The following is a 15716-nucleotide window of genomic DNA, read 5'->3' as shown; positions in this document are numbered from 1 at the left end:
ACCGTCGTCATCACGGACAAAGACGGCAACATCGTCGGCGAAACCACCGTCGACGACAAGGGCAACTGGTCCACCCCGATCACCGGCCTGCCCGAGGGTGACAACAACCTGGAACTCACCTACACCGTCCCCGGCGACGACTCCGTCACCATCGACCTCGGACCGATCGTCGTCGTCACCGACGACGCCGGTATCCCGGTCATGGACCCGGCCCTGGCCGGCGGGTTCGGTATGGCCCTCCTCGCAGCAGCAGGCGCCTACACCGCGCTCCGCCGTCGCCGGAGCGCCACCCAGCAGTAACCAGCACCACTCGACCCTGACGGGTCACCCGGTGGGCGGACGCGCACGCGTCCGCCCACCGCCCCACACACTTCACACACCCGCGGGTGCCGTTCAGTTCTTCCGGCACCCGCACCGCCGACGAGTGAGCGGTCACTCGCCGGCACGGAGCCCCTTGTAGGAATGGGCAGGCTCCACCCCGATGGCCGCACCCGCACCACCGCGAGTGCGGCCATCAGGGCCTTTCACCCGGAACACAACCGAACGGAGGCGAAGAGGATGGTCCCCCTCAGCAATCGCCGCCTCCTCAGCGAAGACGTCTTCGACATCCTCTGCGACGAACTCGTCGACACCACCCTCGCACCCGGGGAGCAGCTCGACGTCGACCAGATCGCCGACCGGTTCGGTGTCTCCCGCACCCCGGTGCGCGATGCCCTGGCTCGACTGATCCGTGCCGGACTCGTCGAGGCCTCCCCCAATCGCTACACCCGCGTGGCCGATGTCATCGACGACGACCTGGTCCGCTCGATCCACCTCCTCCGCGGCACGCTCGACCTGCGCCTGCAGGAGCAACGGATCACCCCCGAACGTGAACTCGAACTCGCCTACCGGATCGGACTCGCCGCCCGCGGCGACGACGTCGGCGTCGACCTGTTCGAGGCGATCGCCCGCTTCCTGATCCAGGCGGACGCATCGCCCCTGGTCGATCAACTGAGTGAGATCGTCCTCCCGCGAACGCTGCGACTGCTGCGCCACCATCCCGAACTCGTCCGCGGCGTGGGCGGAGCATCGGAGCTGCGACTGCTCGCCGAGGAGGTCGCCTCGGACCCGGACGCCGCACGCACCCGCCTCCACCGGATCCTCACGGCACTCGCGACCGAGGTCGCCGACCGGCTGCCCGCCTAGCGCCCCTCGTGCTCCTCGTGGTCGAGCCAGCCGAGGTGCGCACGCTCGACGGCGACGCGCACGCCCTCGACGTCGTCCGCGGCGAGCGCCGCCAGCAGTGCGTCGGCCGCGCTCTCGAGCTCCGCCCACCCGCGGTCGTCGATCAGGCTGGCGAGCACCCCCATGATGGTCAGGTACCGCAGACCATAGGTCTCGTCGGCGAGCAGCGTGCGATAGATGGTGTTGCCGGATGCGGCCGCACAGATTGCGAAGATGGCGTTGAAGTGGTCCCGGATCCCGCGCATGCTCCGCTCACGAAGGGCGTGCGCCCACGTGGCGGCGTGTTCGTCCACCTCGCTCCGCTGCTCGGGTGACAGCCGCGGCAGGCCGAGCACGACGGAGCCACCGTGCAGGACGCCGAGCGTGTGGAAGGCCATCACCATCTCCGCCGGCTTCGGATCGACGACCCGGGTGTAACGGTTGGGCTCCATCTCGATCAGCCCCATGCGCGCGAGGTCGTTGATCGCCTCCCGCAGCGGTGTGCGGGACACACCCAGCCACTCCATCAGCTCGGCGTCGTGCAGCACCTCCCCCGCTCGGAACGTGCCGTCCAGGATGGCGTCGCGCAGTTGGTCGCGCACGACGTCGCGGAGCAGGACGCGCTTGCCGGTGACGGGCTCGCGTTTGACGGGAACAGGCACACTACCTCCACACGAACGGCGTACCCTCGACGCGTGCTGTCGAGCCAGTACATTGGCATATTAGATCACCGCTCGGCGTGCGGACGATCAGTCTCCCCCATCTTCAGTAGAGCGCCGTCGGCTTCAGTAGGGGCCTTCGTGCCGTCCGTAGTCCGAGCCCCGCCCACCGGCCGTCCGGCGTCGAGGGCGAGCGACCGCCCGGCGAAACGTCTCCGCAAGAGCCGGTCGTGCGAGACGATCACGACGGCGCCCGGGAACGTGGTGATCGCCTCCTCCAGTTGCTCGACGAGCTCGGGAACGAGGTGGTTCGTCGGCTCGTCGAGCAGCACCAGGTCGACCGGAGAGCCGAGCGCGCGGGCGAGTTCCAGCCGGCGCCGCTGGCCGTGCGACAGGTCGGCCAGGGGTCGGAGCAGCTCGGCAGACGCGAACAGCCCGGTCGCCAGCAGTTCATCCGCGAGATCGTCCCGAGCCGCGGCCCGGCCGTCGGAGTATGCGCCGAGCAGAGTGGTCCCGGGCTCCCACACCCGGTGGCTCTGCCGGAGGAAGCCGATCCGCGCCGGCGCCTCGACCTCGCCCCGGTCCGGCGTCAGCTCCCCCGCGATCACGGCGAGGAGGGTGCTCTTGCCTGCGCCGTTCGGCCCGGTGATCAGCAGCCTCTCGCCACGCGCCAGACGAAGTCCCGGCAGCTCGAGGCGGCCGTCGACCCGGAGGTCGCGCAGCCGGACGATCACGTCGTCGCCCGCAGCACCCTCCCCCGGATCGTCCGGCTGCGGGGCCGCCGTGAGCGCCGCGCTCGCGAACGCCAACGGTTCCGGCGGCGGTGCGACCGGGTCCGCGACGAGCCGGGCGATCCGCTCCTTCGCGTTGCGAATGCGGCCCATCGCCCCGTGATCACGGCCGCGTGCGCGAAAAGCGCCGTGCCCGAATCCCGCCTTCTCCTGGCGGCGCGGGATGCCCTCGAGCCGCTGCGCCGCGGAGCCCGCCAGACGCTCGCTGCGGACGAGTTCGGTGCGCCATTGCTCGTACTCGAGCAGGTGGCGGCGCCGCTGAGCGGCCTTGGCCGCCCGATAGCCGGCGTAGCCGTCGCCGAATCGTCGAATCGTCCCGTTCTCGACCTCCACGATGGTGTCGGTCACGGCATCGAGGAACAGCCGGTCGTGGGTCACGACCACCACCGAACCGCGGTGGTCCCGCACCCGCTGCTCCAGCCAGCCGATGGCCTCGTCGTCCAGGTCGTTGGTCGGCTCGTCCAGCAGCAGCACATCGGCGTGGGAGGCCAGGGCCGCGGCGAGCGCGAGGCGGGCCAGCTGCCCACCCGACAGCGTGCTCACCGGCCGCTCGGGTTCGAGCACACCGACCCCCAGCGTCTCGCGGGCGCGGGTCACGCGCACATCGACCGCGTACCCCTCCCGCGCCTCGAACCGCTCGGCAGCCAACGCATACTCGTCGAGCAGGGCGGGCAGGGCAGCGGCGGCGACGGTCGCGAGGGCGCGCTCCAGCGCGTGGAGATGCGCCTCCTGAGCTCGCAGGTCACGGAGCACCTCGTCGATCGCGTCGGACACCGTCGCGCCCGATGGCAGCCGGAGCGCCTGCGCGGCATACGCGATGCCACCCGGTGCGGCGGCCACCCACCGGCCCGCGGACGGGTCGAGGGCGCCGGCGAGGAGGGCCAGGAGGGTGGACTTGCCGGCGCCGTTGTCGCCGACGACGCCGATCCGGTCGCCGGGATTCACCGCCAGATCGAGGTCGTGGAGGACGATGCGCTCCGCGAAACGCGCGGACGCCGAACGAAGAGAGAGGTGTGCTGGGAGCATAGGAGACTTCCTGACCCCGGGAGCCCGGGCTACTGGACAGGACGCATCACGCCGGACCACCGCGCGACCGCCGCCATGCGGTCGTGGAGGGCGTGCTCAGGACTCACCGCGGAGAAGACTCGACGCGGCGTCCCGCACTAGAGGAACAGCGTACCCATGCGCGATACCGTACCAGACGCCCGGTTATCCTCGCAGTATGCCTTCCTCCGATGCCGCAGAACCGGCCGATTGGCGACCGATCGTCGCCGCCCTCGCGAACGCGGATGCGCGGCGCGTATTCGCGGAGACCGAGCTCGGGGGCGCCTCGGCCGTGGGCGCCTCGGCCGTGGGCGGCGACGGACTCAGCCCCGCGCGCCGGCGGCGGGCGTTGGACGTGTTGGTCCGCGTCGGCATCGTCACCGTCGCGGACGGCACCGCCACGATCCGCACCGAACGGTTCGCCCAGGTGCTGCGGGAGGCACCGAGCCGCCCGCGCCGCACCGGTGTCGACCGCTTCCTCGACGAGGCAGGCCGGATCGACCGCTACCCGGCGGCGGCGGCCGACCGCGCGGAGCTGTTCCGTCACGTCGCCGAGACGGTGCTCGCTCCGGGCGAGGTCGTCGACGAGGCCGAGCTGGGCGAGCGGCTGCGCCGCTTCGGCGACGACACGGCGGCCCTGCGCCGCCACCTGGTGGACAGCGGGCTGGTCGGCCGCACGGCCTCCGGATCGTCGTACTCGCGCAGCGACGCGGGGTAGGACTGTCGGGAGAGCGCGGTAGCGTCCCGGCATGACCACGACCTGCGCGCTCTGCGGGGCTCCGGCCCACGCGGGCGCCCCGGTGCCGCTCTGCCTGCCGCACCTGCTCGAAGCCCACGACTGGGTGTCCGAGGAGTACGGCGTGACGGACCTGCTGCCGTCGCCCTGCGCGTTCTGCGGCGCGCGGCTGGGGGTGCGTTACCCGTCCGGCTGGCTGTGCGCCATCTGCGAGTGGCGGGCGGGCGAGCTCCCGCCGGAGGGCGCCGCGGCCTCCCGAGTCGACGTGGTGTACTACCTGCGCTATCGCGACCGCATCAAGATCGGCACGACGGCGAACCCCGCGCAGCGCTTCGCGTCGCTGCCGCACGACGAAGTGCTGGCGTTCGAGCGCGGCGACCGGACGCGCGAGCATGAGCGGCACAAGGAGTTCGCCGCGCTGCGGATCCCGGGCACCGAGTGGTTCGAGACCGACACCCGGCTGCTGCGGCACGTCGCACGCCTGCGCGCCGGAGCCGGCGATCCATGGGCGCGGCTCGCCCGGTGGCGGAGTGCGCAGGCGGCGCAGGCCTGACAGCCGGCGGCTGGTCGCAGCCCCTCCGTCACCCATCCGGACGGCGGTGCGCATGACGGATCGTCAGACAGTGCCGATAGCGTCGTACGTGGACGATCGTGTCCGCGCCGCACTCCCTACCCGAAGGATCGACCGTGTCCCCACAGTTCACCACCGTCGGCGTGCCCCGCGTCGTCGTCCTCTCGTTCTGGACCTGGATCGCCAGCGCGGCTCTGGGTCTGCTCTCCTTCTTCGTCGGCCTGCCCGCGCTGCTCGCCAGCCCGGCGGTGAGCACGGCCACCGGACCCGGTGTCGTCCTGATGTCGATCGCCGGCGCCGTTCTCGGTGCGTTCCTGCGGGTCGCCCTGGGACTGTTCCTGCTGCGTGGCGCGAATTGGGCGCGGATCGTGCTCACCGTCATCGGCGCCATCGTGGTGCTGGGCCTGATCGCGGACATCCTGCTCGGCGACCTGATCGGTCTGCTCAGCGGCGCCGCCGTCGTCGTGGCCGCGGTGCTGATGTGGCTGCCCTCCGCGCGCGCCCACTTCCGTCAGGCCTGACGCGTCCGGCAGGTCTGACACGTCCGGCAGGCCTGACAGAGGCCGGTCGCTCCCGCTCCCGACATGATGAATCGCGGGGGCCCGATGAGGGGCACCCGCGATTCGTCACGCCCCGCCAGGGAGCGGCGGGCGGCTGTGGTCAGGCGACCTCGAGCTCGGACGCGGGAGCGGTTGCGCGCGGCTCGTGCTCCGCGGTCGCGTCGAATTTGGCGGCGAGACGGTGGAACTCGGCCGCCTCGGCCAGCTCCGCGAGCATGACCGGGACCGCCACCGACTCGACCTCGGCCAGTGAGAGCGCCGGCTCCGAGGGCATGGAGGTCGAGGTCCCGGCGAGCGAGATCCCGGACGGCGCGGCCGCGGGCGACGCGACCGGTGCGCGCTGCTGGAGGCGGGCAAGCCCGGCGACGGCGGCCAGCTCGGCGTCCGCCGCGGTGCGCCGAGCGCGGGAGCGCAGGACGAACGCCGCCAGCACCGTGACGGCCCCGGCCCCGAGCGCCAGCAGGCCGGCAGTCGTGAAGCCCTCGGTGTAGCCGGACTCCGCGGGGAACCCGTTCGCGGTCGTGGCGCCGGTGACCAGCGCCGTCATGACGGCGGCGCCGATCGCCGATCCGACGGTGCGGAGGTTGGCGTTCATCCCGCTGGCGACCCCGGTCTGGGTGGCCGGAACGCTCTGGACGACCACGCTGGTGATCGCCGCGTAGATGAGCCCGAGTCCGATGCCGAAGACGCCGGAGGCGGCCGCCACGTCGAACAGGGAGCTGTGCAGGAAGGCGAGCGAGAGGCTCGCCGCCGACATCAGCACGGCGGCGATGACGATCTGCGCGCGGAACCCGACCCAGCGGGCGAGCGGACCGCTGGCGAAGCCCGTGATGGCCATGGTCGCGAGCATCGGGAGCATCAGCATCCCGGACTCGGCGACCGACGCGCCGAGCCCGTAGCCGCTGGCGGCCGGGGTCTGCACGAAGCGCGGGAAGTACGCGAACACGGCGAACATCGACGCACCGATGAAGATCGCGGCGAGGTTCATCGACCACACGCCCGGCTCGCGCATGAGCCGCATGTCGACCAGCGGGTGGGTGGATCGCAGCTCGACGACGACCCACGCGGCGAGCAGCACCGCGGCGGCGGCGAACAGGCCGATCACCTGCGGCGAGGACCAGCCCCACTGCGCACCCGTGCTGAGCGGCAGGAGCAGCGCGATCAGCCACCCGGAGAGCAGCACGGCCGACCACGGGTTGACGCCGCCGACGGCGCGCTCGCGCGACTCCGGGATGAACATCAGGGTGAGCACGGCGCCGGTGACGGTGAGGGCGACGGGCACGAGGAACAGACCGCGCCAGCTGAGCACGTCGGCGAGCGGACCGGCGAGCACCGTCCCGAGACCGCTGCCGATCGCGATGACCGACGCGATGGCGCCGATCGCGGACGGGAGGCGGCGGGCCGGGAACTCGTCGCGGATGATGCCGAACGCCAGCGGGAACATGGCCCCGCCGACGCCCTGGACGACGCGGCCGGCGATCAGAACGCCGATGGACGGCGCGACGGCGGCGATGACGCTGCCGAGCGCGACCGCAAGCAGCGAGAGGACGAAGACGCGGCGCTTGCCGACGATGTCGCCGACGCGGCCGAGCAACGGGGTGGCGACCGCGGCGGCGATGAGCCACGCGGTCATGGTCCACGTCACGCCGGAGGTGGTGGTGCCGAGATCGGACTGGATCACGGGCAGGACGGGGACGACGAGGGACTGCAGGAGGGCGAAGGAGGCCACGCTGAGGGCCAGGACGGCGAACGTGATGCCGGGTCGAGATCGAGACATGTCGGTTTTTCTTCCGTTTCTCGAGGGGATGCCGCAGAAGCGGCTACAATTGGAGGCAGGCTCCGTTCGGAGGGAGCCTCCGGTTACGATGGAGACATTACCGGAGGGTGCCTCCGCTTCGCAACCCTTTCTGCCATACTTGTTTCGACGACCCCGTCGACGACCCGTTCGAGAGGACCCGCTGTGACCGGCACAGACACCGCTTACGTCGGTGTCGTGCGCCCGCAACGGGCCGACGCGCGCCGCAACTTCGACGCGCTCCTCGCCGCCGCCCGAGAGGCGTTCGCCACCGACGGCACCAGCGCCTCCCTCGAGGACATCGCCCGTCGCGCGGGCGTCGGCATCGGCACGCTGTACCGCAACTTCCCCACCCGCGACGCGCTCGTCGAGGCCGTGTACGTGGACGAGGTGGAGGCCGTGGTCCACGCCGCGGAGGACGCCGCCGACCTGCCCGACCCGTGGGTCGGGGTCGAGGCGTGGCTGCGGCGCTTCGTGACCTACATCGGCACGAAGAAGGCCCTGCTGGAGGGCCTCAACAAGGACTCCCCCGTGCTGCTCAGCTGCCGCACCTCCCTCTACGACGCCGGCGAGCCCCTGCTCGAGCGCGCCCAGGAGGCCGGCGAACTGCGCGAGGACGCGACCATCGGGGACGTCATCCGCATGGTCTCCGGGATCGCCGGGGTCGCGTTCGACGACGACGAGCAGCGGGACCGCGTGATCGCCATGGCCATCGACGGATTGCGCGCCCGCTAGGGCCCCGGACCGCACTGCCTACGGATAGATGGAGCTCGGCGTATACGCGGTGATCGCGGTGGCGGTGATCGTCGGCGTGGCGGCATTCGCCCGCAAGCTCGGGGTCGCGGCCCCGATCATCCTGGTGATCGTCGGCGTCATGCTGTCGTTCCTGCCCGGAGTGCCCGACATCGACGTCCCGCCGGAGATCATCCTCGACGGGCTGCTCCCGCCCATCCTGTACGCGGCGGCGATCAGTGTGCCGCTCACCGACTTCCGGCGCAACCTGGCACCGATCGCCGGCCTCTCGGTCGTGCTGGTGATCATCACGGCCTTCGCGTCGGGCTTCGTGCTCTACACGATGCTCCCGAACCTCAACCTGGCCGCGGCGATCGCCCTGGGAGCGATCATCAGCCCGCCGGACGCGGTCGCGGCGACCTCCATCGGACGCAAGCTCGGCCTCCCTCCCCGCATCCTCACCGTGTTGGAGGGCGAAGGGCTCGTCAACGACGCGACCGCCCTCGTACTGCTGCGCACCGCCCTCGCGGCCGCGGTGGGCTCCCTCAGCACGCCGCTCGCCGGCGTCGCCGACTTCCTCAGCGCCGTCGCCCTCGCCGCGGTGGTCGGCCTGATCGTGGGCTTCATCTCCGTCTGGGTGCGTTCGAAGCTCAACGACCCGGTGCTCGACACCGCCCTGTCGGTGATCGTGCCGTTCGCCGCGTTCGCCCCGACGGAGGCGCTGCACGGCTCGGGCGTGCTCGCCGTCGTGATCGCGGGGCTCTACACCGGGCACGCCGCGCCGCGGCACTTCACCGCCCAGGCGCGCATCAGCGACACCATCAACTGGCGCACCATCCAGTTCCTGCTCGAGAACGGCGTCTTCCTCCTGATCGGCCTCGAGATCCGGACCCTCGTCGCCGACGTCGACCACCCCGAGATCCTGAGCGTGTGGGACTCCGTGCTCCTCGGCCTCATCGCCATGGTCTCCCTCGTCATCATCCGCTTCGTGCTCATCGTCCCCCTCATCTACGCGCTCCGAAGGCGCGCGCAGCACGCGGAGAAGGCCGTGCTGAAGGAGTGGCTGTTGATCAGCTACTTCCGTGACCATCCGGTCAAGTACCGCTGGCAGTCGGTGCGCAAGCAGCGTGCAGAGACGCGGTACCAGCGCCACAGAAGCGACCTGGAGGAGTTCCGGCAGGAGGCCATCGACTGGAAGGGCGGCGTCGTGCTCGGCTGGTCCGGTATGCGCGGCGTCGTGACGCTCGCGGCTGCCCAGTCGCTGCCGCACGACATCCCGTACCGCCCGCAGCTCATCCTGATCGCGTTCACCGTGGCGGTCGTCAGCCTCGTCGTGCAGGGGGGCACCCTGCCCTGGCTCATCCGGACGCTCGGGCTGCAGGGCGTGGACGTGAAGGACGACCGCCGTCTGCTCGCCAAGCTGCTCGACGACCTCAGCGAGACCGGGCTGAAGGTGCTCGACGAGCCCGAGGTCGTCACCGGGAGCACCGCCCCGATCGACCCGGAGGTCGTGGAACGCGTGCGCCAGTCGTCGTATCTGCAGGCGGAATCGGCGTGGGAGCGGATCGTGCTCTCGGACACCCCGGCCGAGAGCAGACCCCATCACCTCTACCGCACCCTCCGGCTCGCCGTGGTCGACGCCGAACGCGACCGACTGCTGCTCGAGCGCTCGCGCGGCCTCTACCCGTCGCGCATCCTCGCCGAGGCGCAGTCGATGCTCGACCTCGAGGAGACCCGGCTCCGGTCGCGGTCGCGGTGACGGTCGGAAGTCAGGCGGAACGGTAGGTCGCGGCGCTTCCCGCTGCGAAGATCCCGGCGAACAGGAACAGGCCGATGATCACGACCCAGACCAGCAGGATGAGCGAGCTGATCACGATCCCGGCGATCGCCATCCCCCGACCCGCGGGCTCCCGTCGCGCACCGAGGATGCCGAGGATCAGCCCGACCAGCGGTACGACGAACGTGAACCCGGCGACCAGGGACACCAGGCCGAGCACCATCGACGCGACCGACATGCCCTTGGGCTGCGGCGGCGCGACGGGGTAGACGGCGACGCCGTATGCGGCCACGTGGCCGGGCTGCTGTGAATACGCGGGCTGCTGCGAATACGCGGCCTGCTGCGGGTAGCCGTACTGCTGCGGATGCCCGGGTTGCTGCGGGTAGCCGGGCTGCACGTAGCCTGGCTGCTGGCCGTACGCGGGCTGCTGGCCGTAGCCGGGCTGCTGACCGTACGCGGGCTGCTGCGGGTGAGGCGGCGGCGTCTGCCCGTTCGGCTGCTGCGGGTGGCCCTGCGGCGCGGGCTGCTGGTCCGTCATCCGATCCTCCTGGTCGTCCCGCACACCGTATCCCATCCGGGCGTCGACGCGCCCGAATGCACGCATTGTTTTGATCTATTCAAAAGAAGGGGCTAGGTTCGAGACATGGACACGGCACAGCTCGAGGGCGCACTGCGCGCCGGCGGACTCCGCGTCACCCAGGGGCGGCTCGCCGTCCTCGACGCGCTCACCCGCCTGCCGCACGCGGACGCCGACTCGGTGTTCCGCGCGGTGCTCCCCGCTCTGCCCGGCACTTCGATCCAGAACGTGCACAACGTGCTCGGCGACCTCACGGCCGTCGGACTGCTGCGCCGGATCGAGCCCGCAGGATCGCCTGCGCGCTACGAACGCCGCACGGGCGACAACCACCACCACGTCGTCTGCACCTCGTGCGGCGCCGTGGCCGACGTCGACTGCGTCGTGGGGCACGCGCCCTGCCTGCACCCCGGCGATGCGTCGGGGTTCACGGTGAACACCGCCGAGGTGACGTTCTGGGGACTGTGCCCGTCCTGTCAGGAGCACGCGGACGATCCCGCGACGCACACCGGATAGGTAAGGAGAACCATGACCGACAACAACACGACCACCCAGACCGGAACCCCGGTCGGCAGCGACGCGCACTCGCTCACCGCGGGCGCGGACGGCGTCACCGCCCTGCACGACCGTTACCTCGTCGAGAAGCTCGCGCAGTTCAACCGGGAGCGCATCCCGGAGCGCATCGTCCACGCGAAGGGCGGCGGTGCGTTCGGCGAGTTCGTCGTCACCGGCGATGTGTCGAAGTACACCAAGGCGGCGGTCTTCCAGCCGGGGACGGCGACCCGCACGGTTCAGCGGTTCTCCTCGGTCGCCGGGGAGCAGGGCTCCCCCGACACCTGGCGCGACGTGCGCGGCTTCTCGGTGAAGTTCTACACGACCGAGGGCAACTACGACATCGTCGGCAACAACACCCCGGTGTTCTTCATCCGCGACGGCATCAAGTTCCCCGACTTCATCCACTCGCAGAAGCGCCTGCCGGGCTCCGGCCTGCGCGACGCCGACATGCAGTGGGACTTCTGGACCCTCTCCCCCGAGTCTGCGCACCAGGTCACGTATCTGATGGGCGACCGCGGCATCCCCCGCTCCTGGCGGCACATGCCCGGCTTCGGCTCGCACACCTACCAGTGGATCAACGCCGAGGGCGAGCGCTTCTGGGTCAAGTACCACTTCCACGCGCTGCAAGGCAACGAGGAGATGGAGGGCGCGGAGGCCGAGGCCATCGCCGGTGCCGACGCGGACTACTACCGCCGCGACCTCTACGAGGCCATCGAGCGCGGCGAGTTCCCGGCGTGGAAGGTCTCCGTGCAGGTCATGCCGTACGAGGACGCGAAGACCTACCGGTTCAACCCGTTCGACCTCACCAAGGTGTGGCCGCACGCGGACTACCCGCTGATCGAGGTCGGCGTGCACACGCTCAACGAGAACCCGGAGAACTTCTTCGCGCAGATCGAGCAGGCCGCGTTCTCCCCCGCCAACACCGTCCCCGGCATCGACATCAGCCCGGACAAGATGCTGATGGCGCGCGTCTTCTCGTACCCGGACGCGCAGCGCTACCGGGTGGGCACCAACTACAACGAGCTGCCGGTCAACCGTCCGGTCGCCCCGGTGCACAACTACTCGCAGGACGGCGCCGCCCGCCACGGGTTCAAGCCGGCCGACGCACCGGTCTACGCGCCGAACTCGTTCGGCGGCCCGACCGCCGACGCCGCGCACGCCGGTGAGGGCTCGTGGGAGTCGGACGGCGCGCTGGTCCGCGCCGCGGCCACGCTGCACGCGGAGGACGACGACTTCGGCCAGCCCGGCACGCTCTACCGCGAGGTGTTCGACGACGCCGCCCGCGCGCGCTTCCTCGACACGATCGCGGGAGCCGTCGGGGGCGTGAAGCGCGACGACATCCGTGAGCGCGCCGTCCAGTACTGGACGAACGTGGACGCCGGCCTCGGCCAGGCGCTGCGCGCCCGTCTGGCGTCCCCCGCGGAGGACGCGAACGAAGCGGCCGAGCCCGTGGGCGTGGGCGAGTAACCTCCCCCGACACGTGAGTCGTTGCGGGTCGCGGGCCTCCGCGACCCGCAACGACTCACCTCTCGGCAGCGTCCAGCGCGGCGAGGGCTCCGGACTCGAGGGCGGTCCAGACCGTGCCGTCGGGTGCGACGGTGAGTCCGTGGGGTTCCGCGACGTCGGCGGGCAGCGGGTGGAGGGTGATCTCGCCCGACGCTGACACGTGGGCCAGCGCGTTCGCGCCCCACAAGGTGGCCCAGACCCCGCCCTCGGCGTCCGGCGCGACGGCGTGCGGCTTGGCCCCGTCGTCCAGCTGGATCACGCGGAGCGTGCCGTCCTTCGCGACGCGGGCGAGCGCGTCGGCGCGGATGAGCGCTGCCCACACCGCACCGTCCTCCGCCACGGTGATCCCGACCGGACCAGAGCCCGGCGGGAGGTCCGTCACGGCGATCGCGGCGTCGCCGCCGCGCACGTGGCCCAGCGCGTCCGCCGCGTTCATGGAGAACCAGAGCGAGTCCCCCGACGCCGCGATCATCGAGACGAAGGCGTCGGCCGGGGCGACCGGGAACTCGTCGACGCCGCCCAGGATGCCGATCCGCCCGAGGGCGTTGCCGCCGAGCTCGGTGAACCACGCAGTCCCGTCCTCGAGGGCGACGACGCTGAACGGCTGCACGCCGGAGGTCGGCAGCGTGATCTCGGAGAGCAGCGCGAGGCCCGGCCCCAGCAGCACCAGGCGGTCGCCCGTGGTGTCGGTGACCCACACGGTGGACTCCGTGGCCGGGGCGATGCACGAGGGCTGCGATCCGTCGCCGAGGCTCAGGTACGCGAGCGAGCCGTCCGCATCCTGCCGCCCCACCCGGCCGCCCTGCGCGAGGGTGAACCAGACGGCGCCGTCCTCGGTCGCGGCGACCGCGTAGGGGCCCTCACCGGGCTCGCCGACGGAGACGATCCCGAAGGGGGCGGGCGATCCGCCGGCCGGACCGTCCCCGCTCACAGGGTGACGTCGATGGTGCGGTCGTAGACGGTGCTCCCGCCGACGCGGATGAGACCCTCGCCGAGCGGCTCCGTGATCAGCTCGGATCCCTCGCCCTGAGAGATGCGCAAGGCCCGGCCCAGCTTCGCCGTGATCGACACTGCGGCCGCGCCGGTCGCCTCGTCCTCGACGATGCCCATGTCGGGAGCGAACATCCGGGCGCGCAGCAGGCCTTCGCCCTCATCGATCCAGGCGTACGCGTAGTGGTGGCCGGACGTGAACGCGGAGGGGTCGAGGGCGTCGACATCGGCGGGCGACTGCAGCGGCAGCCACTCGAAGTCGGGGGTCCAGTCGGCGCGGGCGTCGATCCAGGCGAAGTCGTCGTCGACCGAGACCGCCACATCCCCCGCCTTCTCGTGCAGCACGTCGACCGGGGTGCGCCGGTCGGCCAGCCACCAGGCGGTCCCCACGCTGGGGTGTCCGGCGAAGGGCAGCTCGCGGGCCGGGGTGAAGATCCGCAGCTCGGCGGCGCGGCCGGCGGCATCCACCCGGTCGAGGAACACCGTCTCGCTGAAACCCAGCGCGGTCGCGATCGCCTGCTCGCGCTGCGCCGTCGCCGGCGAGCTGTGCACGATCCCCAGCTCGTTGCCGTTCGCTCCGCGTTCGTCGGTGAACACGCGGACAACCACTACCTCGATCGACTCGTCCATGCCCCCAGCCTGACAGATGATCCAGCCACGGTTCACCCCCGAAGCGCATAATGCCCTCATGACCGGTCACGAACAGAGCCCCGACGAAGAGCTCGTCGCCGTCGAGCACGCCGCCAGCCGCCTCGCGGAGCGGTTCCCCCACGTCTCTCCCGAACGGATCGAGCAGTTGGTGCGCGAGCGCCACGGCGAGTTCGAAGGGGCACCGGTGCGCGACTTCGTCCCGGTGCTCGTCGAGCACGACGTCAAGCGGCTCCTCACCGCGGAGACGGGCGAGGCTCCGGCCTGAACCCGCGGCTGAGCCCTGGCCTCCGCCCGACGTGCGGACGCCACCGCGCGCGGCCCACCGGTCCGGCCCGCTCGACCGCCCGCCTATCATGGGTGTGCCCGAGCAGCAGGAGCGTGCACCGATGACCCGAGTACCGACCGTCTACGACGTCGCGACCCACGCCGGGGTCTCCATCGCGACGGTCTCCCGGGTCTTCCGCCAGCCGGACACGGTCAAGGAGGGGACCCGCGAGCGGGTGCTCGCCTCCGTGGACGCCCTCGGCTACGTGCCGAGCGGTGCCGCCCGCGGTCTCGCCGCACGCCGCACCGGAGTGATCGGCCTGTTCTTCCCCGGGCTCGATGCGATGGACGCCGACGCCGGGCGCTTGCTGGACGAGGGCGACGAGGGAGCGGCCACGATCGTCCGCGACGTCGGCGGATCGGTCGACACGCGCGCCGGCGACCTGTACTTCGACGAGGTGCTCCGCGGCAGCGAGGTGGAGGCCTGGCGCTCCGGCTTCGTCCTGATGGTCGGCGTCGGCCGCGGCGCGACGGCCCACGAGACCTTCGTCGACATGGCCGGGCGGGTCGACGGGATCATCGTGCTGGCCGGGAGCGTTCCGGAGGACGAGATCGGCCGACTCGCCCGTCGGCTGCCGGTCGTGGTGATGGCGGGCCGCCGCCACGGCGACGAGGTCGACCACGTCTCGGTGAGCAACGCCGAGGGGATGCGCGCGCTCGTCGGCCACCTGATCGACGACCTCGGCGTGCGCGACCTCGCCTACGTCGCCGGGAGCATGGGCTCGCCCGACGACGACGAGCGCTGGCAGGGCTTTCGCGACGCCCTGACCGAGCGCGGCCTCCCGGTGCCGGACGCTCCGGATCATCGCGGGGAGTTCACCCGCGAGGGCGGGAGGGCCGCCGGCCGCGAACTCGTCGCGCGCGACCGCCTGCCGCGCGCCGTCGTGTGCGCCAACGACCAGATGGCCCTCGGCGTCATCGACGCCGCCCGCATCGGCGGGGTGGACGTGCCGGGCGAGCTCATCGTCACCGGCTTCGACGGCATCGACGCCGGCCGGCTCTCGACCCCGCGGCTGACCACGGTCGAGCAGCCGATGGAGGAGGTCGGCCGCGCCGCCGTGCAGACCCTCGTGCGCCGGCTGGCCGATCCGGACCGGCCCGCGGCCTCCGTGCGCCTGCCCGTCCGGGTCTACCTGCGCGAGTCCTCCGAGCCCGCCTGAGGCCCGCACCCGCACCGCCCGCCTTCGCCCCCTCCCTCCTCTCCCCTCCCGGCACTCCCGGCCGCCGAGGTTCACGTCGTTGCGCTCA

16 protein-coding genes and 1 pseudogene are annotated in these 15716 nt (G+C 71.7%); 11 read left to right on the top strand and 6 right to left on the bottom strand.

What is annotated here, in order from left to right; genetic code table 11:
* Together U870_RS0121725 and U870_RS23425 are read left to right on the top strand one after the other, a co-directional pair.
* Window positions 1-300: hypothetical protein (locus tag U870_RS0121725; RefSeq protein WP_029948015.1), on the top strand; the 300-nt coding region annotated here is incomplete at its 5' end.
* A 258-nt stretch (window positions 301-558) separates the two neighbouring features.
* Window positions 559-1185 (top strand): GntR family transcriptional regulator, encoded by a 627-nt coding sequence (locus U870_RS23425; RefSeq protein ID WP_025159453.1) that lies wholly within the window; start codon window positions 559-561, stop codon window positions 1183-1185.
* Here U870_RS23425 and U870_RS24735 read toward each other — a convergent pair.
* Together U870_RS24735 and abc-f are read right to left on the bottom strand one after the other, a co-directional pair.
* Window positions 1182-1865 carry a GntR family transcriptional regulator gene (locus U870_RS24735; RefSeq protein WP_025159452.1) on the bottom strand — a complete coding sequence of 228 codons (684 nt, stop codon included), beginning with the start codon at window positions 1863-1865 and terminating at the stop codon, window positions 1182-1184. The genes U870_RS23425 and U870_RS24735 overlap by 4 nt on opposite strands.
* Window positions 1866-2035: 170 nt before the next feature.
* Window positions 2036-3679: pseudogene (abc-f, locus tag U870_RS0121710) on the bottom strand (ribosomal protection-like ABC-F family protein); the annotation flags it as partial.
* 196 nt (window positions 3680-3875) lie between these two features.
* On the opposite strand from abc-f, the gene U870_RS0121705 reads away from it, so the two are divergent.
* The 3 genes from U870_RS0121705 to U870_RS0121695 all read left to right on the top strand — a co-directional run bounded on the left by U870_RS0121705 (window position 3876) and on the right by U870_RS0121695 (window position 5525).
* Window positions 3876-4415 carry a DUF2087 domain-containing protein gene (locus U870_RS0121705; RefSeq protein ID WP_025159450.1) on the top strand — a complete coding sequence of 180 codons (540 nt, stop codon included), beginning with the start codon at window positions 3876-3878 and terminating at the stop codon, window positions 4413-4415.
* Window positions 4416-4446: 31 nt separating this feature from the next.
* A complete protein-coding gene (locus U870_RS0121700) occupies window positions 4447-4986 on the top strand; it encodes a GIY-YIG nuclease family protein (RefSeq protein WP_025159449.1) in 540 nt (179 codons plus the stop codon).
* Between the two features lie 134 nt (window positions 4987-5120).
* Window positions 5121-5525: a hypothetical protein gene (locus U870_RS0121695; RefSeq protein ID WP_025159448.1), complete on the top strand. Its 405-nt coding sequence runs from the start codon at window positions 5121-5123 to the stop codon at window positions 5523-5525.
* Window positions 5526-5664: 139 nt separating this feature from the next.
* Here the strand turns inward: U870_RS0121695 and U870_RS0121690 are convergent, their stop codons facing one another.
* A complete protein-coding gene (locus U870_RS0121690) occupies window positions 5665-7341 on the bottom strand; it encodes an MFS transporter (protein ID WP_025159447.1) in 1677 nt (558 codons plus the stop codon).
* A gap of 183 nt (window positions 7342-7524) precedes the next feature.
* On the opposite strand from U870_RS0121690, the gene U870_RS0121685 reads away from it, so the two are divergent.
* Window positions 7525-8094 (top strand): TetR/AcrR family transcriptional regulator, encoded by a 570-nt coding sequence (locus U870_RS0121685; protein WP_025159446.1) that lies wholly within the window; start codon window positions 7525-7527, stop codon window positions 8092-8094.
* 28 nt (window positions 8095-8122) lie between these two features.
* Window positions 8123-9850 (top strand): cation:proton antiporter, encoded by a 1728-nt coding sequence (locus tag U870_RS0121680; RefSeq protein ID WP_025159445.1) that lies wholly within the window; start codon window positions 8123-8125, stop codon window positions 9848-9850.
* Between the two features lie 10 nt (window positions 9851-9860).
* On the opposite strand, the gene U870_RS25085 is transcribed toward U870_RS0121680, so the two are convergent.
* Window positions 9861-10406 (bottom strand): DUF4190 domain-containing protein, encoded by a 546-nt coding sequence (locus U870_RS25085; protein WP_029948012.1) that lies wholly within the window; start codon window positions 10404-10406, stop codon window positions 9861-9863.
* 105 nt (window positions 10407-10511) lie between these two features.
* Between U870_RS25085 and U870_RS0121670 the strand changes: the two genes are divergently transcribed.
* Both U870_RS0121670 and U870_RS0121665 read left to right on the top strand, forming a co-directional pair.
* The gene (locus tag U870_RS0121670) at window positions 10512-10958 is read left to right on the top strand and encodes a Fur family transcriptional regulator (RefSeq protein WP_025159443.1); all 447 of its coding nucleotides are present in this window, start codon (window positions 10512-10514) and stop codon (window positions 10956-10958) included.
* Between the two features lie 12 nt (window positions 10959-10970).
* Window positions 10971-12464: a catalase gene (locus U870_RS0121665; RefSeq protein WP_025159442.1), complete on the top strand. Its 1494-nt coding sequence runs from the start codon at window positions 10971-10973 to the stop codon at window positions 12462-12464.
* Window positions 12465-12519: 55 nt separating this feature from the next.
* On the opposite strand, the gene U870_RS0121660 is transcribed toward U870_RS0121665, so the two are convergent.
* Both U870_RS0121660 and U870_RS0121655 read right to left on the bottom strand, forming a co-directional pair.
* The gene (locus U870_RS0121660) at window positions 12520-13434 is read right to left on the bottom strand and encodes a virginiamycin B lyase family protein (protein WP_025159441.1); all 915 of its coding nucleotides are present in this window, start codon (window positions 13432-13434) and stop codon (window positions 12520-12522) included.
* Window positions 13431-14123 carry a PhzF family phenazine biosynthesis protein gene (locus U870_RS0121655; RefSeq protein WP_025159440.1) on the bottom strand — a complete coding sequence of 231 codons (693 nt, stop codon included), beginning with the start codon at window positions 14121-14123 and terminating at the stop codon, window positions 13431-13433. The genes U870_RS0121660 and U870_RS0121655 overlap by 4 nt, the downstream gene beginning before the upstream one ends.
* Window positions 14124-14181: 58 nt before the next feature.
* Here U870_RS0121655 and U870_RS0121650 point away from each other — a divergent pair, with 58 nt between their 5' ends.
* Both U870_RS0121650 and U870_RS0121645 read left to right on the top strand, forming a co-directional pair.
* Window positions 14182-14409, top strand: a complete 228-nt coding sequence (locus U870_RS0121650) for a three-helix bundle dimerization domain-containing protein (RefSeq protein ID WP_025159439.1) — start codon at window positions 14182-14184, stop codon at window positions 14407-14409.
* Window positions 14410-14530: 121 nt separating this feature from the next.
* A complete protein-coding gene (locus tag U870_RS0121645) occupies window positions 14531-15628 on the top strand; it encodes a LacI family DNA-binding transcriptional regulator (protein WP_025159438.1) in 1098 nt (365 codons plus the stop codon).
* Window positions 15629-15716 lie beyond the last annotated feature (88 nt).

This window comes from Leifsonia aquatica H1aii (genome assembly GCF_000633535.1).
In the GTDB taxonomy this organism is placed as follows: Bacteria; Actinomycetota; Actinomycetes; order Actinomycetales; family Microbacteriaceae; genus Leifsonia; species Leifsonia aquatica_A.
This window is presented reverse-complemented; position numbering and strand designations above follow the sequence as displayed.